The organism is Collinsella tanakaei, from assembly GCF_016902615.1.
Lineage (GTDB): Bacteria > Actinomycetota > Coriobacteriia > Coriobacteriales > Coriobacteriaceae > Collinsella > Collinsella tanakaei_A.
The window spans coordinates 109,045-128,916 of sequence record NZ_JACJMB010000003.1; the positions used below are offsets into that span (position 1 = coordinate 109,045).

18 protein-coding genes are annotated in these 19,872 nt (G+C 67.3%); 8 read left to right on the forward strand and 10 right to left on the reverse strand.

All coding sequences use genetic code 11. The annotated features are described in order from the left end of the window. Nucleotides 1-95: 95 nt before the first annotated feature. Nucleotides 96-263 carry a hypothetical protein gene (locus tag H6A21_RS02020; protein ID WP_204559922.1) on the reverse strand — a complete coding sequence of 56 codons (168 nt, stop codon included), beginning with the start codon at nt 261-263 and terminating at the stop codon, nt 96-98. 189 nt (nt 264-452) lie between these two features. Here H6A21_RS02020 and H6A21_RS02025 point away from each other — a divergent pair, with 189 nt between their 5' ends. From H6A21_RS02025 to H6A21_RS02035, 3 genes are all read left to right on the forward strand, one after another. Next, nucleotides 453-890, forward strand: a complete 438-nt coding sequence (locus H6A21_RS02025) for an acylphosphatase (RefSeq protein ID WP_239462572.1) — start codon at nt 453-455, stop codon at nt 888-890. A 37-nt stretch (nt 891-927) separates the two neighbouring features. Continuing rightward, nucleotides 928-1,416, forward strand: a complete 489-nt coding sequence (rnhA, locus tag H6A21_RS02030; RefSeq protein WP_204559923.1) for a ribonuclease HI — start codon at nt 928-930, stop codon at nt 1,414-1,416. A 165-nt stretch (nt 1,417-1,581) separates the two neighbouring features. Further along, nucleotides 1,582-1,977 carry a transcriptional repressor gene (locus H6A21_RS02035; protein ID WP_204559924.1) on the forward strand — a complete coding sequence of 132 codons (396 nt, stop codon included), beginning with the start codon at nt 1,582-1,584 and terminating at the stop codon, nt 1,975-1,977. 50 nt (nt 1,978-2,027) lie between these two features. Here H6A21_RS02035 and H6A21_RS02040 read toward each other — a convergent pair whose 3' ends face one another. From H6A21_RS02040 to pckA, 3 genes are all read right to left on the reverse strand, one after another. Then, on the reverse strand, nt 2,028-2,477 hold the full coding sequence (locus H6A21_RS02040; protein ID WP_204559925.1) for a MarR family winged helix-turn-helix transcriptional regulator: 450 nt from the start codon (nt 2,475-2,477) through the stop codon (nt 2,028-2,030). Nucleotides 2,478-2,561: 84 nt separating this feature from the next. Further along, nucleotides 2,562-3,290: a B3/B4 domain-containing protein gene (locus tag H6A21_RS02045; protein ID WP_204559926.1), complete on the reverse strand. Its 729-nt coding sequence runs from the start codon at nt 3,288-3,290 to the stop codon at nt 2,562-2,564. Between the two features lie 198 nt (nt 3,291-3,488). Further along, nucleotides 3,489-5,078 (reverse strand): phosphoenolpyruvate carboxykinase (ATP), encoded by a 1,590-nt coding sequence (pckA, locus tag H6A21_RS02050; protein WP_204559927.1) that lies wholly within the window; start codon nt 5,076-5,078, stop codon nt 3,489-3,491. Between the two features lie 459 nt (nt 5,079-5,537). On the opposite strand from pckA, the gene H6A21_RS02055 reads away from it, so the two are divergent. Further along, nucleotides 5,538-7,046: a lipopolysaccharide biosynthesis protein gene (locus H6A21_RS02055; protein WP_204559928.1), complete on the forward strand. Its 1,509-nt coding sequence runs from the start codon at nt 5,538-5,540 to the stop codon at nt 7,044-7,046. Nucleotides 7,047-7,477: 431 nt separating this feature from the next. Here the strand turns inward: H6A21_RS02055 and H6A21_RS02060 are convergent, their stop codons facing one another. Next, nucleotides 7,478-8,311: a metallophosphoesterase family protein gene (locus H6A21_RS02060; RefSeq protein ID WP_204559929.1), complete on the reverse strand. Its 834-nt coding sequence runs from the start codon at nt 8,309-8,311 to the stop codon at nt 7,478-7,480. Between the two features lie 235 nt (nt 8,312-8,546). Here H6A21_RS02060 and serC point away from each other — a divergent pair, with 235 nt between their 5' ends. The 4 genes from serC to H6A21_RS02080 all read left to right on the forward strand — a co-directional run bounded on the left by serC (nt 8,547) and on the right by H6A21_RS02080 (nt 13,714). Then, the gene (serC, locus tag H6A21_RS02065; protein ID WP_204559930.1) at nt 8,547-9,659 is read left to right on the forward strand and encodes a 3-phosphoserine/phosphohydroxythreonine transaminase; all 1,113 of its coding nucleotides are present in this window, start codon (nt 8,547-8,549) and stop codon (nt 9,657-9,659) included. A gap of 141 nt (nt 9,660-9,800) precedes the next feature. Beyond that, the gene (locus H6A21_RS02070) at nt 9,801-10,964 is read left to right on the forward strand and encodes a phosphoglycerate dehydrogenase (RefSeq protein ID WP_204559931.1); all 1,164 of its coding nucleotides are present in this window, start codon (nt 9,801-9,803) and stop codon (nt 10,962-10,964) included. Between the two features lie 134 nt (nt 10,965-11,098). Continuing rightward, nucleotides 11,099-12,283, forward strand: coding sequence for a M20 family metallopeptidase (locus H6A21_RS02075; RefSeq protein ID WP_204559932.1), 1,185 nt, complete (start codon nt 11,099-11,101; stop codon nt 12,281-12,283). A 174-nt stretch (nt 12,284-12,457) separates the two neighbouring features. After that, complete coding sequence (locus tag H6A21_RS02080; protein ID WP_204559933.1) at nt 12,458-13,714, forward strand: DUF1015 domain-containing protein; 1,257 nt, start codon at nt 12,458-12,460, stop codon at nt 13,712-13,714. Between the two features lie 135 nt (nt 13,715-13,849). Here H6A21_RS02080 and H6A21_RS02085 read toward each other — a convergent pair whose 3' ends face one another. From H6A21_RS02085 to H6A21_RS02105, 5 genes are all read right to left on the reverse strand, one after another. Continuing rightward, nucleotides 13,850-14,566, reverse strand: coding sequence for a YczE/YyaS/YitT family protein (locus H6A21_RS02085; RefSeq protein ID WP_204559934.1), 717 nt, complete (start codon nt 14,564-14,566; stop codon nt 13,850-13,852). 168 nt (nt 14,567-14,734) lie between these two features. Then, complete coding sequence (locus tag H6A21_RS02090) at nt 14,735-15,325, reverse strand: histidine phosphatase family protein (protein ID WP_204559935.1); 591 nt, start codon at nt 15,323-15,325, stop codon at nt 14,735-14,737. A gap of 72 nt (nt 15,326-15,397) precedes the next feature. Then, complete coding sequence (gene proC / locus H6A21_RS02095; protein ID WP_204559936.1) at nt 15,398-16,198, reverse strand: pyrroline-5-carboxylate reductase; 801 nt, start codon at nt 16,196-16,198, stop codon at nt 15,398-15,400. Between the two features lie 33 nt (nt 16,199-16,231). Beyond that, nucleotides 16,232-18,751, reverse strand: coding sequence for a trans-4-hydroxy-L-proline dehydratase (gene hypD / locus H6A21_RS02100; protein WP_204559937.1), 2,520 nt, complete (start codon nt 18,749-18,751; stop codon nt 16,232-16,234). Between the two features lie 10 nt (nt 18,752-18,761). After that, a complete protein-coding gene (locus H6A21_RS02105; protein ID WP_204559938.1) occupies nt 18,762-19,673 on the reverse strand; it encodes a glycyl-radical enzyme activating protein in 912 nt (303 codons plus the stop codon). Between the last annotated feature and the right edge of the window lie 199 nt (nt 19,674-19,872).

Genomic DNA, 19,872 nt, shown 5'->3' on the forward strand with positions numbered 1-19,872 from the left:
TCGAATCTATATGCTGCAAGCATTGTTACATATCTAGTTACCTAAGGCAAACAGAATCGAAAACCCCGGCGAGCGCCCCGTCGCCTGCACGCCCTTCAGCGCCGGTCGCGATACCACCGCACGAACACGGCGATGGCGAGCGCGGCGAGCACCAGCGGCAGCAAGCGCAGCGCGCCCACGAGCACCGTGCCGACAAACGACAGCACGAGCGAGATGATCGCGGCGATCACCAGCAGGATAGCGAGGTATACGAGCAGTTCCATTCGATATATCCTTCACAATCGATTCCCCGCAGCCATTATCCCCCATCGGCGCGCACAAGACGCGCCCCGCCTGAACTTTCCCGTGCTTTTCGAGGACCCGAACCCCCGCGACACCCTGAGCGGTGCTTCGCCACGCGTGCCGTCCGCAGCGGGTACACTGGAGGTGAGGACACGGCGGGAGGAGCACACATGGGACTTATGGACCGCATCAGGCAATGGGGATCGAAAAACGGCGCGCACGACGCCGCGCCGAGCGTGCGCAGCCCGCTGGAGCTCGAGCTGATCGAGCGCATGCAGGACGCTATCGGCGACCCGTTGCGCCAGGAGGCGCCCATCCGCCTGCGCATGCGCTTCACCGGCGAGGTGCAAGGGGTCGGTTTCCGCTGGAACAGCACGGCCATCGCGCGCGAGCTCGACATCACGGGCTGGGTCTGCAACCTCGACGACGGCTCGGTCCTGATGGAGGCTCAGGGCACCCCGCGCCAACTCATCCAGCTCTTCGACCGCGTACACGCCTACTACCAGCGCTTTCGCAACCGCATCTGGCTTGAGAGCGCCGATGGGCTCTCGACCGTGAGCGACGAGGGGAAATTCGAGGCGCGCTACGAGCCGGGCATCGACCTATAATGGTGCGCCCGAACGCATCGACGAAAGGACCGACCGCTTGAACGTCACGATTTTCACCGACGGCGCCGCGCGCGGCAACCCCGGTCGCGGCGGCTATGGAGCCGTCCTGCGCTACACCGCGCCCTCGGGCAAGGTTCATGTGCTCGAGCTCAGCCGCGGCTACGAGCGCACGACGAACAACCGCATGGAGCTCATGGCCGTCATCGCCGCGCTCGAGGTGCTGAACCGCCCCTGTGACGTCGAGGTCCATTCCGATTCCCAATACGTGGTGAACGCGTTCAACAAGCACTGGATCGACGGCTGGAAGAAGCGCGGCTGGAAGACCGCGGCCAAGAAGCCGGTGAAGAACCCCGACCTGTGGAAGCGCCTGCTCGCCGCCATGGAACCGCATCGGGTCTCCTTCATCTGGGTGAAGGGACACGCCGGTCATACGTTCAACGAGCGGTGCGACCAGCTCGCCACGACCGCCGCCGACAACGGTCCGCTCCACACCGACGAGGGGTTTTCCGACAGCGATATCGATTAGCGCCACGGGCCGCATCGGCTCGCCGCCCCCGCAGCGCGCGATTCGCCCATCAGAAGGCTACCGGACAGCTAGCATTTTATGGAAACCGCGTCGCTCGCTTGATTCACGACCTCCGTTTTGCTGAAATGCAAAATAGGAACCGATATCGATGAGGAGGTCAGGGCAGTGCAACGCCGAAACACAAGACAGCGCACCCTGGTGCTCGACGCCGTGCGCAACCGCCGCGACCACCCCACCGCAGAGGACATCTACCTCGACGTCCGCGCCCACGACGAGCACATCAGCCGGGCCACCGTCTACCGCAACCTGCGGTTCCTGGAGGGTGAGCGCGCCATCACCTGCGTGAAGGCGCCGGGCGGCGACCGCTTCGATCTTCGTCTCGACTCCCATGCGCACGTGGTCTGCACAAGCTGCGGTGCCGTGATCGACGCGCCCGCCCCCTACGACGCGGCAGCCGATGCAAACGTCGCGGCGGGTACGGGCTACACCATCACCTCGCACAGCACGATCTTCGAGGGCCTCTGCCCTGCCTGCCAGCGATCGCAGCAGAAAACCCGATAGCACGCAACCCATCGATAGCGAACGGCTCGGGTCATGCCCGGGCCGTTCGCCTATTCACGTGAGATGCCGCGCAGGCGCTCCAAGATGAGGTTCAGCGAGCGATACATCTGGACGCGCTGGATATCGCCCAGCTCCTCGCCCACCTCGGTGACCACCCGGCGGATGATCTCGTTGGCCTCGGCATTCACCTGCCGGCCCTTTTCGGTCAGGCGCACCGGCGCACGATAGCGCGAACCGGTTGCCTGCTCGCCGCACACCTCGACGAACCCGTCTTCCTCCAGATGCGCCAGCGTGCGCGACACGGCGGCGCGCGTCACGTCCGACTCGCGCGCGAGCTCCGCGCCGGTGAGCCCCTCCTCGTTTTGCCCAAGGTAGTACAGGCACATGATGTCGGAGCCCCGAAGGCCCAGCTTTGCCGCCTCGACCGTCTTGATACGCGAGATCTCTTTGGAGATGAGCGTGACGAGACCGACGAAATCCTCGAACCGCGACTGCTCCATAGCGGCCTCCTTGCAAATGTTAACCAGTCAACATTTTATCGGCCGCCATGGCGCTGTCAACGAGGACCCCGACATCTCCAAACGTCACTGCGCGATGACGACCTCGCGGTTGTCGCTCGTGATGAGCTCCTTCACGACGATGTTCGCGCCCAGGTAGCGCTCGACAAGCTCGGCCAGCTCATCGATCGCCGCGCGGCAGTCGTCGACGCGCTCGGGCTCAACGCACTCGATGATCAGAAACGCGTTGCGCGACATGTCGGTGAGCGCCGTACGCTGGCCGTCGCGCCAGTTCCAGCAGCGGCAGACCGCGCCGGCATCATCCAGGTAGGCGAGCTCGCCGGCAAGCGTGGGGTCTTCGGTCTCGCCCTCGCCGAGCGGCAGGAACGCGTCGCCTCCCTCGGTGACAGCCAGGCGCAGGTCGCCCGCGAACGCGTCGATGTCCTCGCCGCCCACGGGCAGCGCGTACTTGAGCGAGATGGCGTTGTAGATGTCCACCGACGGCGTGATGGTGCCGACCGGCTTGCCCTTGAGCACGCGCTTGAGCAGATTCTCGATCGAGCAGCGCGCGCCCTTCTTCGTCTTGAACCGACGATACGCCTCGCGCCATGCCTTGACCGGCGCGTTCTCAGAGATGGTGTCGCTCGTCAGATGGCTCTCGGCCAGCACATTCGCGCGGTCGAGCAGGCCCTCGAGCGCCGTCTTGTCCTCGTCGCTCACCTCGTCGGCGCTTTTCATCCCCTCGGCCACGACGACACCGATCGCCGCCTCCGGGAACAGCTGCCAGAAGGAATCCTCCGCAACGAAGCGCTTCATGTCGCCCCCTTTCCGCGAGCCCCGCACCTGCCGGGGCGCTCGCACCGTTATGCAAAAGGCGCCCAGGCGCCGGCCACCTTCTCAGTCCTACGGTGCCGGCACGTGGACGCCACATGCGCCGCCCCCATCCGGAGATGGGGGCTCTCTGTCATACGTCGGGCTCACCGCCCTGAAGGCAGTGTACCCCAGCGCGGTATTCTAGCGCTTGATGTTCGCCAGGTCCTCCAGCGAAACACCCGGATACCGCTTGGTGAAGTTCTCGCGGAACTTGTCGGCGAGCGACTGGGCCTCGCGGTCGTAGGCCTCGGGATCCGCCCAGGTGTTGCGCGGGGTGAGCAGGTCGGTCGGCACGCCCGGGCAGGCGATCGGCACGTCGACGTCGAACACGTCGTCGTGACGGTAGCCGGCGACATCGAGCTCACCGGTCTGCGCGGCCTTGACGAGCGCGCGGGTGTGGAACAGCGCGATGCGGTGGCCGACGCCGTAGGGGCCGCCGGTCCAACCGGTATTCACGAGGTACACGCGCGTGTTGTTCTGCGCGATCTTCTCGCCCAGCAGGTAGGCGTAGGTCATGTGGTCGAGCGGCATGAACGGCTCGCCGAACAGCGCGGAGAACGTGGGCTGCGGCTCCTTGACGCCCAGCTCGGTGCCGGCAACCTTCGCGGTGTAGCCGGTCAGGAAGTGGAACATGGCCTGCTCGCGGGAGAGCTTGGAGATCGGGGGCAGCACGCCGTAGGCGTCGGCGGTCAGGAACAGCACGACGCTCGGGATCTCGCCGGTGCCGGACTCGACGACGCGCTCGATGTGCTCGAGCGGGTAGGCGGCACGGCCGTTCTCGGTGATGGAGCTATCGGAGTAGATCGCCTCGCGGGTCTTGCGGTCGAGCTTGACGTTCTCTGACACGCTGCCGAAACGGATGGCGTCGAAGATGTCCGGCTCGCGCTCGCGCGTGAGGTCGATGGTCTTGGCGTAGCAGCCGCCCTCGATGTTGAAGACGCCGCGCGGGCTCCAGCCGTGCTCGTCGTCGCCGATGAGCAGACGCTCGGGGTCGGCCGACAGCGTCGTCTTGCCGGTGCCGGACAGGCCGAACAGGATGCAGGTCTTGCCGGTGTTCGGGTCGACGTTGGCCGAGCAGTGCATGGGCAGCACGCCGTCCTCGATGGGCAGAAGGTAGTTCATCATCGTGAAGACGGCCTTCTTGATCTCGCCGCAGTAGCCGGTGCCGGCGACGACGATCTTCTTCTTGTTCATATCGAGGATGACGGCCGCGGGCTCGACGCCGTCGCGGTCACGGGAGCACACGTAGGTGGGAGCGGCGAGCACGAGGATGTCGGGACGGCCGAAGACCTCGAGCTCATCGGCGGTCGGGCGCACGAGCATGTTCTGGATGAACAGCGCCTGGTGGGCGCGCTCGCACACGACCATGACCTTACGGGAATACTGGCGGTCGGCGCCGGCGTAGCCGCGGATGACGAACAGGTGACGGCGCTGGGACATGTAGCGCGCGACGTTCTTGCGGACGCGCTTGTAGGTCTTCTCGTCGATGGGCCTGTTCGTGGAGCTCGACCAGTTGACGTTGCGCTCGGCGTCGCCGGCATCCACGATGTAGCGGTTCTCGGGCGAGCGGCCGGTGAAGGCGCCGGTGCTGACGGACAGCGAGCCGGTGGAGGTGAGGTACGCCTCGTGGTGCGAAATCGCGTGCTCGATGAGCTTTGCCGGGCTCCAGTCGACATGCACGCGATCGAAATCGCAGTCGATGCCAGCCTCCAACAGGATGGTCTCGATCATAGACCCTACCTTTCATACATCTGACGCGCAGCGCGAGGCGACGCGCCCATGTCTTATAACCCGTAGTTGGGCAGTGCATCGAGCTTGGTCGCTGACACACTATTCACATAGTAATCACAACCCAATCAACAAGTACAGAGCCGAACCGGCGAAAGAACAGCAGAAAAGCGCCCAACGTGTGTGCTGGAGACCAATTAAAAATGCCCAACGTGTGTGCTGGAGACCATTTACGTGCTCCAGGTCGAACGCGCGCGGCGCGCGTTCCCAAAGGAAAACGCGCATTTCCTCCGGGAACGTGCACGCCGCGCATGCCGCGCCGGAACATGCAGATGTAACGAAACCGATGCGCGCCGCCGCTGCGGCGATGCCCGTCGTTCGCGCGACTATAATCGGGCACAACCGATACCGGAAGCGCCGCCGCGCGCCCGGCACCCATCCGCAGTCCATAAGTGAGGCAGCGTGTCCAAAACGCCCTTCGACCATCTCCGCCACCTGCGCGCACGGCGCGACGACGTCCGCGGCGACGCGCCCCACTTCCGCGAGGCGCCCGACCGCGGCGAGGCCGTATCCGCACCCGCGCGCGCCCGGCGCGAGCCGGGTCCTGTCGCCCGGCTCGTCAACCGCTGGTGGACCCGCCTGCTCGAGGCGATCTACCAGGGGTCGCTCTCCGAACAGGAAGCGCAGTATCAAGGCGGCAGCACCGGGCGCGACTACCTGTGGAACACCCTCGGCACCACCATCTGGGGCGTGACGTTTCCCCTCCTCACCGTCATCGCCACGCAGCTTGCCGGCGCCGAGGGCGCGGGCATGTTCTCGCTCGCCTTCGTGGCGGGTACGCTGCTCATGATCGTGTCGAACTACGGCATCCGAAACTTCCAGGTCTCCGATATCGACGAGCGCTGCTCGTTTTCGTCGTACCAGGTGTGCCGCTGGGTCACGGCCGCCATCGCGCTTGCCGCCGGCGCCGCCTACTGCGCGCTGCGCGGGTACGGCCCGCAGATGATCGCTATCTGCCAGGGCGTGTTCGTCTACAAGGTCGTCGACGGCATCGCCGACGTCTACGAGGGCCGGCTCCAGCAGGAGGACAAGCTCTACCTCGCTGGCATCAGCCAGGCGCTGCGCTCGGTGGTCGCCGTCGTCGCCTTCGCGGTGCTGCTGTTCATCTTCCGCTCGCTCGAGGTCGCCTCCATCGGCATGGCGCTCGCCGCCGTCGCCTCGCTCGTGCTCGTCACGGTGCCGCTCGCCCTGCTCGAGACCGACAAGTCGCGCCGCCCGCGCCCAGCCGAGGTCGGCCACCTGCTCGTACAAGGTTTCCCGCTGTTCGCCGCGCTGTTCATCTTCAACCTCATCGAGAGCATGCCGAAGTTCGTGATGGAGGGCGCCATCGCCTACGACAACCAGCTCTACTTCAACGCGCTGTACTTCCCCGCCCAGGGCATCCTGCTCTCGACCGGGTTCATCTACAAGCCCCAGCTGCTGCGCCTGGCGAGCATCTGGGCGAACCCGCGCAAGCGCCGCCGCTTCGACCTTATCGTCGTGGCGGTCATGGCGGTGATCGTGGCCCTCACGCTCGCGACCGCCGTCTTCATGGGATGGCTCGGCATCCCGCTCATGAGCTTCATGTACGGCATCGATTTCGAGCGGTTCCGACCCCTCGCCTACCTCATGGTGTGCGCGGGCGGCGTCACGGCGGCCATCGACTTCCTCTACGCCATCGTGACGGTGCTCCGGCGCGCCGGCGACGTCATGCGCCTCTACCTCATCGCACTCGCCGCCTCGGTGGCAGCCCCGCTCGTCCTCGTCAACCTGTTCGGCCTCACCGGCGCTGTGGTGAGCTACCTCGGTGTCATGGTGTTGCTGCTCGCCCTGCTCATCTGGCAATACGTGCGCATCCGCCACCATATCGCACAGGACCTCGACCCCTTCGCCGCCATCGAGGACATCCGGCGCGCGGGCGCCGAGAAGTAGCCGCGCGGCGAGGGGCGGCAGATGCCGGCGCGAACGGCGCTTGCGGGGCCTTTCGCATATTCTGAACCGCGATCGAGCCGGCTTTCGCCCCGACGGTCCCGGGCGTCCGACACAGCGCCTGCGGGCGCGGGATAATTTGAACGGCATTTCCCCGAGATGCCGCCTATCGCCCACGGGCGTCCCCCACCCCGGCGGTTGCCCGACGGCACCGAACTGCTCCGCATTTTCGATATTAGGCGCGCCGCCGGGCGCACCGCGTGGGCAGGCACCTTGCAAGCGTTCAAAATCCCAGTTGGCGGCCTTCGCCCTGACCCCCTCCTCACACGTTCGCCCGGAGGAGCGCCTAAAACCGTCGACAGCGAGCAGCTGGCGGGCGCAAACCCTCCGCACCCCGAGGCGCCCCAAAAGGCAGGCCCGCAATCGGCGCAATTCTAGTCGTTATCTTCGATCTCGCCGTAGAAGATGCGGCGGTCGTCGAGGCGCAGGATGCCCACGCGCCCGGCGGGCGCGCCGGCTGCAGCGGAGCAGTCGATGTCGATGCGGTCCGCCACCCCGAAGGTGTCCCAGCTCGCGCCGACCTCGACCATGCAGGCGCGGCCGTCCTCGTCGAGCACGCGGCGGCTCATACCGTTCGCATAGCGCGCGAGCAGCACCGTGGGCGTGTGGCCCGCGATGACGACAGGGCCCTTGCCGCACGCGTTCACCAACCCGGTCGGCTCGCCCCAGAAATCGCCGCGGATCCACAGCAGGTCCTCGACCGCCTGCTCGGACAGACCGGCGCGCATCACGTCGGCGGGCACGTGGCTGTAGCCGAGCTCGGGGTCATAGCCCGCCGTGGCCAGGTAGCCGCGCAGCTCGAGCGCGTCGATGCCCGCGTGCACGAGCACGTATATCCTGCCCGCGACCTCCACCATGTCGAAGAGCGGCAGCGACCCCACCCACTCCACGAGCTCGAGGTACTCCTCGCGCGCAAGCGCGTCGAGGCCACTCGCGGTCGTATAGCCGCCGTTCATCTCCCAGGTGAGGATGTCGGCCTGCCCCCCGCCCGCGAGCGCGTCAAGCATCATGCTCTCGTGGTTGCCCATGAGGACATGGACGTTCGGCATAGCGCGGACGATCCTCATCACGCCGACTGGGTCCGGCCCGCGGTCGATCATGTCACCGAGTACGTACAGCGTGTCGTCGCGGGTAAGCGACGCCCGCTCCAGCGCACGGTCGAGCGCGCGGGCGTGCCCGTGCGCATCAGATGTGACGTACGTCGCCATGCCGTGGCCCCCTCATCCTTAAAGCTCAAGTTGAACGTTATTGTAGCGCCCACGCGCATGATATGCGACCCTGCGCGCCGCCGTCGTGCATATGCCATCGAAAACGCGCACATTTTTCGGAAGCGCATGCATACCGCGGTGAGATTTCGGGCAGGTTAAGGATTGCGGCTTGTATGGACCCCTATGCTAGAGTGGGGAGGCACAAGCCCTAAAGACTGGTACGGAGGCCCTCGATATGGCGCGTGTGCACAACTTCTCAGCAGGCCCGGCGGCACTGCCCGAAAGCGTTCTCGCTGACGTGGCAGCCGAGCTCATGGACTATCGCGGCTGCGGTATGTCCGTGCTGGAGATGAGCCATCGCTCCGCCACCTACCAGCAGATATATGACGAGACGGAAGCCTGCCTGCGCCGCATCCTGAGCATCCCCGACACCTATCGCGTGCTCTTCTTGCAGGGCGGCGCCACACTCGAGTTCGCCGCCATCCCGATGAACCTCATGCGCTACGGGCGCGCCGGCTACGTGGTGTCGGGCAACTTCGCGAAAAAGGCCTGGCAGGAGGCTGCGCGCTACGGCGAGGCCGAGCTGCTCGCCACGAGCGAGGACACGCATTTCGACCGCATTCCGGACCTGGCGCCGGTCGCTGAGCGCTGCGCCGCCGGTGACCTCGACTACGTCCACATCTGCCAGAACAACACGATCTTCGGCACGATGTACCGCGAGCTGCCCGATACGGGCGACGTCCCGCTCGTAGCCGACGTCTCGAGCTGCTTTCTGTCCCTCCCGCTCGACGTCGAGCGCTACGGGCTCATCTACGCCGGCGCGCAGAAGAACGCCGGCCCCGCGGGCGTGACCGTCATCATCGTTCGTGAGGACCTCATCGCCGACGGCCCCGCGCTCCCCATCTGCCCGAGCTACCTTAACTTCCGCACCCAGGCGGACAAGGGGTCCATGCTGAACACCCCCAACACCTTCGGCATCTACCTGTGCGGCAAGGTCTTCGCCTGGATCGAGCAGACCGGCGGCCTGCGCGCCATGGAGGAGCGCAACCGCGCGAAGGCAGAGCTCCTCTACCGCGTGCTCGACGACAGCGCGCTGTTCCGCGGCACCGCCGAGCCCTCGTCGCGCTCCATCGCCAACGTCACGTTCACCTGCGGCGACGCTGATCTCGACGCCGCCTTCGTAGCGGGTGCCGCCGAGCGCGGCATCGTCGGCGTCGGCGGCCACCGCCTCGTGGGCGGCATGCGCGCGAGCATCTACAACGCGGTCAGCATGGGCGCCGTCGAGTCGCTCGTCTCCTATATGCGCTCCTTCGAGGCCGAGCACGCCCCGTCCGCGCGATCTCTCTAGCCCGCGCGCCGCGGGCCATCCCTCCTGCGTGCGGCGAGCCGCCCCAGACCGTCCGTTACGCACCCACCCGAACAACCTTACGAGAACCGCCGTGCGCAGGCGCGCGCGGCGCGCATCCGCATCCATCGATAGGAGCTTCCCATGCGCTACATCAAGACCATCGACGACATCACGCGCGACGGCGACGTCGAGTTCGGAGAGGGCTACGAGTTCGTCGACGAGACCGCCGACGCCGACGCCATCCTCATGCGCTCGACCGACCTGCACGGCTACGAGCTGCCCGAGTCCATTCGCGCCATCGCCCGCTGCGGCGCCGGCGTGAACAACATCCCCATCGAGGAGTACGCCAAGCAGGGCGTCGTCGTGTTCAACTCCCCCGGCGCGAACGCCAACGCCGTGAAGGAGATCGTCATCGCCATGATGATCCTCTCCAGCCGCGGCATCGTCCAGTCCATGGCGTGGGTGCGCGACCATGCCGACGACCCGAACATCCTCGTGAACGCCGAGAAGGCGAAGAAGGCCTTCGTCGGCCACGAGCTCAAGGGCAAGCGCGTCGGCGTGATCGGTCTGGGCAACGTGGGCTCCAAGGTCGCCAACGCCTGCGTCGATTTGGGCATGGACGTCTATGGCTACGACCCGTTCATCTCCGTCGAGCACGCCTGGGCGCTCTCGCAGAACGTCCAGCGCGTGGGCACGCTCGAGGACCTCTGCCGCGGCTGCGACTACCTGACGCTCCACGTGCCGAGCAAGGCCGATACCGTGGGCATGATCTCCACCGAGCAGCTCGCCCTGCTGAAGCCCGGCGCCGTGCTCGTCAACTTCGCGCGCGAGACCATCGTCGACGAGGACGCCGTGGACACCGCCCTGCACACCGGCCAGCTCTCCTGGTTCGCCTGCGATTTCGCCACGCCCAAGACCGTGCTCATGCCCAACACGTTCATCACCACGCACTCGGGCGCGGGCACGGGCGAGGCCGAGGCGAACTGCGCCGACATGGCCATCTCCGAGCTCAAGGACTACCTGGAGAACGGCAACATCGCGCACTCCGTCAACTACCCCGCCTGCTCCATGGGCAAGGCGCGCGCCGCGTCGCGCATCGCCTGCCTGCACGCTAACGTGCCGAACATGATCGGCCAGATCACCCGGATCCTCGCCGACGACAACGCCAACGTGCAGCGCATGGTGAACGAGAGCGCCGGCGAGAACGCCTACACGATGTTCGACACCGACGAGCACCTCGAGACCTCCACCATCGAGGCGCTGAAGCGCATTCCCGCGATCTACCGCGTCCGCGTCATCAAATAGCCGCGCCCGTATTACGATGTCCTCAAACTACCCCGTCCCCGATGGAGACATGTCTCCATCGGGGACGGGGTTTCCAGGTGCCACATCGTCACTGCCAAAGGACAGGGACAAAGACGCGAAGGGAAGCGCAGCCCATGAAATCGGCTTGGGAGCTCGCAGCCGAGCTCGTACGCATCGACAGCTCGGATCCGGGAGCCTATGAGGATGAGATCGAGCGGCACATCTTGGCGATGGTCGAGCAGGCCCGGGAGCTTCTGCCTGCCGATCTGGCGGCCCGCATCGCCACAGAGGAGCTCGAGGTTGCGCCCGGCAGGCGCAACCTCATGGTCACCGTGCCCGGCCGCACCGACGAGAGCCGCCTCGTCTACATCTGCCATATGGACACCGTGACGCTCGGCGATGGCTGGGACGAGGGCATCGGGGCCCTTTCCGCCCTCGAGCGCGACGGGCGCCTCTACGGACGCGGCGCCTGCGATATGAAAGGCGGTCTTGCCTGCGCGCTGTCCGCCCTCTTCTCGCTACTGTGCGACATCGCCGCGCGCGGCGAGCTGCCCCGTCGCGGCTTTTCGCTCATCTGCACGGTGGACGAGGAGGACCAGATGCGGGGCGCCGAGGCCGCCATCGAGGCGGGCTGGGTCGGCGCGGACGAATGGGTGCTCGACACCGAGCCCACCGACGGGCAGATCCAGGTGGCGCACAAGGGACGCACCTGGTTCGAGCTCACCATGCACGGCGTGACGGCGCACGCGAGCCAACCCTGGCAGGGCGCGGACGCCATCGCCGCCATGGCCGAGGCGATCGCGCGCATCCGCCACGCGTTCGCGAAGCTGCCCGCACATCCCGAGCTCGGCCCCGCGACGGTCACGTTCGGCCAGATCACCGGAGGCTACCAGCCCTACGTCGTGCCGGACGCCTGCACGGTCTGGATCGACATGCGCCTCGTCCCGCCGACCGACACCGCGGCGGCGCGCGCCATCGTCGAGAACGGCATCGCCAAGGCGGAGGCGGCGGTTCCCGGCGTGCGGGGCACCTATGTCGTCACCGGCGACCGCCCCGCCATCGAGCGCGACCCGGCCTCCGCGCTCGTAGCCGTCCTCTCGCGCGTCGCCGAGGACTGCGGGACCCCCGCCCCCATCGGCTTCTTCACCGGCTACACCGACACCGCCGTGATCGCCGGGCGCTGCGCGAACCGCACCTGCGCCTCCTACGGCCCCGGCTCGCTCGCGCTTGCCCACAAGCCGAACGAATTCGTGCCGAAAGCCGATATCGAGCGCGTCGAGCGGGTCCTCACGAGCCTGCTCGAGCGCACGCTGTGGTAGGTACCCGGCGCATCCGCAAGCCGCACGCCCCGGGCACGCTCTCGTCCCCGCCTGTCGGCCCGCCCTCTCATGCGGGCCGACAGGCGGACGCCCCGATCGCGCCTCGCGCCGGGCGGAGCGACCCCATACGCTATCATGGCACTCATATGGCAACCCACGTGTGAAAGGCACGCCATGCGCGTTCTCCCCTTCCCCTGCATCCGTCCCGTCCCCGAGCATGCCGCCGAGGTCGCGGCGCTGCCCTACGACGTCTTCGACCGCGCCGAGGCGGCCGCCTACGTGGCCGACCGCCCGCTGTCGTTTCTGAACATCGACCGCCCCGAGACGCAGTTCCCGCCCGAGCAGGATATGTACGCCCCCGAGGTCTACGCACGCGGCGCCGATCTTCTGCGCGAGCGTATCGACGACGGCACCTACATCGCCGACGGCAACCGCTCCTACTACATCTACGAGCTGACGATGGACGGGCGCTCCCAGACCGGCGTCGTGGGCGTGTGCGCGGTGGATGGGTACGAGGACGGCACGATCAAGCGCCACGAGCTCACCCGCGCGGAGAAGGAGCGCGACCGCATCGAGCACATCCGCGCCCTGGGCTGCCAGACCGGCCCGATCTTCCTCACCTATCGCGACCAGCCCGTGCTGGACATCATCATCGGCGCGGCGAAAACCGCCACGCCGCTCTACGATTTCACAGATGACGAAGGCGTGCGCCAGACCGTGTGGGAGATCGCCCGCCCGGAGGCCGTCGAGGCCCTGCACGCCATGTTCGAGAAGGTGCCGTGCGCCTACATCGCCGACGGGCACCACCGCACCGCCTCGGCGGTGAAGGTCGCCCAGGCCATGCGCGACGAGGCGCGCGAAGCCGGCACGCTCACCGGCAAGGAGCCATTCAACTTCTTCCTCGCCGTGCTGTTCCCGGCAAGCCAGCTCACCATCCTGCCGTACAACCGCGTCGTCGCCGACCGGGCGGGCCTCGACGCCGACGGCCTCATCGAGCGCGTGCGCACAGCCGGCTTCGAGGTGACACCCGCGGAAAGCGCCGTCACGCCCGAGCGCGCCGGGGTAATCGGGATGTACACCGACGGCCGCTGGTGGCGCCTGGAGCCCACCGAAGAGCTTACCGCGACGGCTGCGGCGGCGGGCCCCGTGGCCGCGCTCGACGTCTCGATGCTGCAGGACCACCTCATCGCACCGATTCTCGGTATCGAAGACGTGCGCGGCGATCCGCGCATCAGTTTCGTGGGCGGCATCCGCGGTATCGAGGAGCTCGAGCGCCGTGCAGGTACGGAGGGCGTCGCCTTCTCGATGTGCGCGACCTCCATCGACCAGCTGCTCGCCGTGGCGGATGCGGGCCTGCTCATGCCGCCGAAGTCGACCTGGTTCGAGCCGAAGCTGCGCAGTGGCCTGTTCATCCACCGCATCGCCAAGTAACGGAGGCGACGCGCGCTTCCTCCGGGGAGCGCGTCTTCAGCTCGTTAGAACAGAACAGGGGCGATGTCGCGCGCAGGGGTACCACCAAACCCTGCGCGCGACATCGCCCCTGTCGCATACGGCACCCGCCCTCGCCTACTCCTCGAACGCCTCCTCGAGCATGGCGTGGGCCTCGGCCTCCTGAGCCGTCTTCGGTCCCGTCTCGCGGCCGAACAGGCGCCGCCAAAGACCGATGAAGATGCCGACGAGCATGGCGTTCACGACCGTCCCCTCGCGCACGCCGAACAGGCCCTCGAGCAGCATGAGGGACAGCGAGGCGGAAAACGCCATGAGCGAGCAGTCGAACGTGGTCTTGATGACCGAGAACGGCTCGCCGGTCACCTGCGCGAGCACCTTGACGAACTCGTCGCCCGGCACCGCGAGCACGTCAGCATCGACCTCGAGGAATACGCCGACGGACATGAAGACGACCGACACGAGCAGCGCCACCAGGCTGATAAGGTAGCCGTCGAGCGGCAGCATCCCGAACGGGATCGCCCAGATATCGATGGACACCGTCATGACCGCCAGCGGGACGAGCTGCAGGAAGATCTTCGGGCTGACCTTGCCGCGCAGCAGGGCGATCTCACCTGCGAGCAGCAGCGCGTTGAACAAAAACGAGAACATGCCGAGCGAGATGCGCGGCAGGTCGTAACGCGCGCAGATCTCGGTCATGACGGCGGGGATGCACGAGATGGGCGAGGTGCCGGTCGCCGTGCACTTGGCGAGCGCGATGCCGGCGCCGATGAATAGCAGGCCGACGACCATCTGCCCGCACCGAAACCCGAAAGACCTTTGCTGCGCGCCCACCATATGCGCCCCCATCTCATATGCTCATCGTTTCCGCAGTATGCAAACGTTTGCACTACGCATCCGAGTATATATCCGCGCACGCCTGGCGCAAAAGGGGGCTTGTCGATTTTTCTAAAAATGGGCGCCGCTCACCACAAGATGACCACGCACGGGTGGGCGCATGTGCGCTCAGCTCTCGAGCGCGCGCTGCTGTTGGTCTGCGTCGATCAGGTCCTCGAACGTAAAGGCAGCTCCGTCGAAGGTGAAGCGCATGATGGAACAGTTGCCGGCGACACCCGCCCGGTAGACGTCCGCATCGGACACCCAGCGCGCGAAGAACTCGCGGCACGAGGACCCCGACGACACCGCGAGCACGCACTCGTGCCCCGGTCGGCTCATGATGTCGGTGAGCGTGGCACTCATGCGCTCGCGGACCGCATCTTGGCTCTCGCCACCGAACTGGCAGAAGAAGTCGCCCCAGGGGCGCGGCGGCATGAGCTCGATGCGCTCGGCCTCGTACGCCCCGAAGAACCACTCGCGCAGACCGTCCACGCAGACACAAGGCAGATCCGAGGCGAGCTCCGCCGTCTGGCGAGCGCGCCCGAGCGTCGAGGCGTACACATGGTCGAACGCGATGCCCTCGTGGCGGAAATACGCCTTAAGGCGGCGCGCCTGCTCGACGCCCTCGACGGTGAGGGGCGAGTCGCACCATCCCTGGATGATCCGTTTGTCGTTGAACATGGTCCGCCCGTGACGGACCAGATAGAGCGTGCGAGCCATCGACCCTCCCCTTCCAAAAAGGCGACGCACGCTCCCCTGTAGGAAACGTGCGTCGCCCGCGGTGTCAGAAACCTACATCGCGCGGTTCTTGGCGGCAGCGGCGCGCGCCGCGTCGATCACCGCCGCGCGGAAGCCGCCTGCCTCGAGCGCCGCGACGGCCTCGATGGTCGTGCCCGCGGGCGACGACACCATGTCCTTCAGCTGCGCGGGGTGCATGCCCGTCTCGAGCAGATACTTGGCCGTACCCAGCACCGCCTGCTCGGCAAAGGTGTAGGCCTGGGCGCGCGCCATGCCCTCGGCCACGGCCGCGTCGGCGAGCGCCTCGATAAAGACGCACACGTAGGCAGGCGAGCTGCCCGATGCCGCGATCACCGCGTCGATCAGGTGCTCCGGCACGATCTCGGCGCGCCCGAAGCTCTCGAAGAGCTCCTTCACGTGCGCGATCTCGTCAGCCGAGACGTTTGCGTTCGGCGTGAGCGAACTCATGCCGGCAAGCACCATCGCGGGCAGGTTCGGCATGACGCGCACGATCTTGCGCTGCGACCCAAGCAGGCCCTCCAGGCGCTCCAGCGTCACGCCGGCGGCGATGGACACCACGAGCGCGCCGTCGGCCACGCTGCCCGCGAACCCGCGCACCACGTCGTCGAGATACTGCGGCTTCACCGCGATGAGCACGATCCTCGCCCCGCTCACCGCCGCGGCGTTGTCGCAGGTGCCCGCGCAGCCGAGCTCGGCGGCGAGCCGCTGCTGCGCGGCCTCCATCACGTCGGCCACCACGATATCCGAAGGCGCGATGAGTCCCGCGCCCACGATGCCCTTCGCGATCGCGCTGCCCATGTTGCCGCAGCCGATCAGTGCCAATTCCTTCGCCATGTCGTCTCCTCTCGCGGCGCGCCGCAGGCGCGCCTAGAACGTCTGCTCCGTGCGGTTGATGATCTCGTCTTGCAGGTCGCGCCCCAGATTGCACCATTTCTCCGAGAACCCGGCCACGCGCACGATGAGGTCGCGGTAGTTCTCGGGATGCTCGCGCGCGTCGATGAGCGTCGAGCGGTCGACGATGTTGAACTGGATATGGTGCCCGCCCATATCGAAGTACGTGCGCACGAGGTCCGCAAGGTTCGCGAGGCCGCGCTCGCCCTCGATGGCGCCGGGCGCGAACTTCTGGTTCAGCAGCGTGCCGCCGGTCGACGCGTGGTCCATCTTCGCGCACGACGCGATCACGGCGGTGGGGCCCGCCGTGTCGGCATGCGCCTCCGGCGAGATGCCGTCGCTCACCGGCTCGCCGGCGCGCCGCCCCGACGGCGAGGCTCCCGTCACCTCGCCGAAGTAGATATGGCACGTGGTGGGCAGCATGTCGATGCGCCATTCGCCGCGGCGCATGTTGGGGCGGCCCGTCACATAGTCGCGGAACGCCTCGAACACCTCGCGCATGATGGCGTCGGCGTACTCGTCGTCGTTGCCGTACTTCGGCGTCCTGCGCGCGCAGATGCCCCGGATGCGCGCGCCCGCGTCGCCCGCGAAATCCGTCGCGAGCGCATCGAGCATCTCGGCCATGGTGACGCGGCGCTCGTCGAACACGTTGTACTTGAGCGAGGCCAGCGCGTCGGTGATGGAGCCGATGCCCACCCCCTGCAGGTAGGTGGTGTTGTAGCGCGCGCCGCCGGCATTGTAGTCCTCGCCGCGCGCGATGCAGTCCTCCGTCATGAGCGACATGAACGGCACGGGGTTCTCGCGCGCGCAGATCTGGGTGTTGACGTTCGAGCCGCGCACCTTGATGTCGATGAAGTGGCGCATCTGCGCGAGATAGGCGCGGAAAAGCTCATCGTAGCTGCCGAACGCGCGCGCATCTCCCGTGCGCAGGCCGATCAGCTTGCCGCTTCTGGGGTCGACGCCGTCGTTCAGCGTGATCTCGAGGATCTTCGGCAGGTTGAAGTACCCGGTCAGCGGATAGGCCTCATAGCCCCAGCAGCCCGTCTCCACGCAGCCAGAGGCGCCGCCGCGCCGCGCGTCGGCGAGGCTCTTGCCCGCCGCGAGCAGCTCGTCGACGATCTCCTCGGTGTTGTAGAACGCCGGCTGCCCCCAGCCGGCGCGCGCCACCTCGCAGGCGCGCACGAGGAAGCGGCGCGGCGTCTTGCGCGAGATCTGCACGTTGGAGTTGGGCTGGATGAACATCATCTCGTCCATGCAGTCCAAGATGAGGTAGGACACCTCGTTCACGCCGTCGGTGCCGTCGGGCGCGATGCCGCCCGTGTTGATGTTCGCAAAATCGCTGTACGTGCCGCTCTCCTTGAGGGTGACGCCCACCTTCGGCGGCGCGGGCTGGTTGTTGAACTTCACCCACAGGCACTCGAGCAGCTCGAGCGCCCGGTCGCGGTCGAGCGTGCCGGCGGCGAGGTCCGCGCGGAAGTAGCCAATCAGGTGCTGGTCGAGCCTGCCGGGCGTGTAGGCGTCCCACGGGTTCGTCTCGCTCGTGACGGCCAGGTGGATGAACCAGTAGCGCTGGATCCACTGCCAGAAGGTCCGCGGGCGGCCGTGCGCCACGACCCGGCAGTTCTCCGCGATCTGCGAGAGCTCCGCCGCGCGCACGAGGTCGGGCTCGGCTTCGGCGAGCGACAAGGCGAGCTCGGCGTAGCGCTCGGCGAGCACCGTCACCGCATCGAGCGCGATGAGCATGCCGGAAAGCTCGTCGCGCTTGGCGACGGCATGGTCGTCGGCCATGTAGTCGAGCGCGTCGATGGCCGCCCGGATGTCGGCGCGGATCTCGTCGAAGCCCGCGTGCGCCCCGCGCTCGGAGCCCAGGCACGTATGGCCGCCGGCGCGCTGCTCGTAGAACTCCGTGAAGATGCCCGCCTCGAACGCATCGTGCCAGGCGGGCGTCTGGGCGCGCATGATCTTCTCGCGGCTCGCGCGGTGCCTCCAGTACGGGATGACGATGTCGGCCTGCGCCGCGAGGTCGTCATCGGTCACGCGGAAGCTCACCTGCTCGCGGTCGTTCATGTTGTGCATGTCCTCGAGCGTGTGGCAGCACAGCTCCGGGAAGGTCGGCGCCGCCTGGGGGCCGCGCCCCTTCTCGCCCACGATCAGCTCGCCGGGCTCGATGGAGATCGTCTTTTTCGCGAAGTAGTCGCGCAGCACCATGCCGCGCAGCTCCGGCGTGGAAACCGTCCCTTCATGGGCCAGGTAGGTCTCGGTCTCGATCAGGGCGCGCTCCATGTCGAGGTAAGGCTGGGTCGTCTCGGACTGGTGGCGCAGGCGCTTCACGCGGTCGTTCATGCCGCGGTCGTCCTCCCAGGTGGCGTGCGACGTCATGCGCGTCGGCGCCGCATGCGCGCGCACGCGGGCGAGCGCCGCCTCGATGGCGTCGAGCCCCCTGCACGCGAAGCCTCCCTCGGCTGTCGCCGAGCCCGTCATCATCTGTTCTGCCATGGCGAGTCCCCTACCCCCCGATTTCCACGTCGGTGAGCCCCTGCCCGATGCATATCTGCCGCAGGCGCTCCATGTGCTCGGCGGCGGGCACGGCGAACGCGCGGGCGTCCACCTGCCTGCCCAGCCTCCGGTACTTTCCGTTACCTGCAGTATGATACGGCAGCAGGCTGACGCGCACGTCGCCGATACGATTCCTTACATAGGCGGCGAGCGCGGCGATATCCCGCTCGCCGTCGTTCACGGGCCGCACCACGGGCACCCGGACGTTGAGCGTCGCGCCGCGATCCGCCAGATACTCGAGGTTCGCCAGGATGGGCGCGTTGCCGTGCCCCGTGTAGCGGCGATGGACCTCATCGTCGAGCGCCTTCACGTCATAGAGCCACAGGTCGACGAACGGCAGCAGCCGCTCGACGGTCTCGCGCGGGGCGAGGCCGCAGGTGTCCGCGGCCACGTGCACGCCCTCGCCGTGCAGCGTGCGACAGAGCTCCTCCAGATACGAGACGTCCTGCGCCAGGCACTCCCCGCCCGACAGCGTGACCCCGCCGCCCGAGCGCTCGAAGAACATGCGGTCGGCGAGCAGGCGCCGCACGAGGTCGCGCACGGGCAGCTGCAGGTCGCCCGCGATCTCGCGGATGCCGGCTGGGCACGCGTCCGCGCAGGCGCCGCAGGCGGCGCAGCGGTCGCGGTCGGTCACGATGCGGCCCTCCCCGTCGCGCGAGATGGCGTGCTCCGGGCACGCGGGGACGCAGGAGCCGCACGAGACGCAGCGGTCGGCATCCACCATGAGCTCGGGCGAGGCCGCCTGCGACTCGGGGTTGTGGCACCACGCGCACGCGAGCGGGCAGCCCTTGAAGAACACGGTCGTGCGGATGCCCGGCCCATCATGCGTCGAGAACCGCTGGATATTGAAGATGCGCGGCATGTCCCCTTCTCCCCCACGTGCGAGTCCGCATCACGAATACGGCATCCCGCGCCGCGGCGCGCGGAAGCGGGAGCCTCCCCATTGTGTCACACGCAAAAGCGCCCGGCGGCATCTCCATGTGAATCGAGCCGTATCGCCCCTACCGGCGAGCCGAGGCGGGTCGCTCGGCGGATTGGGATACGGCGCCGCGATCCCATCC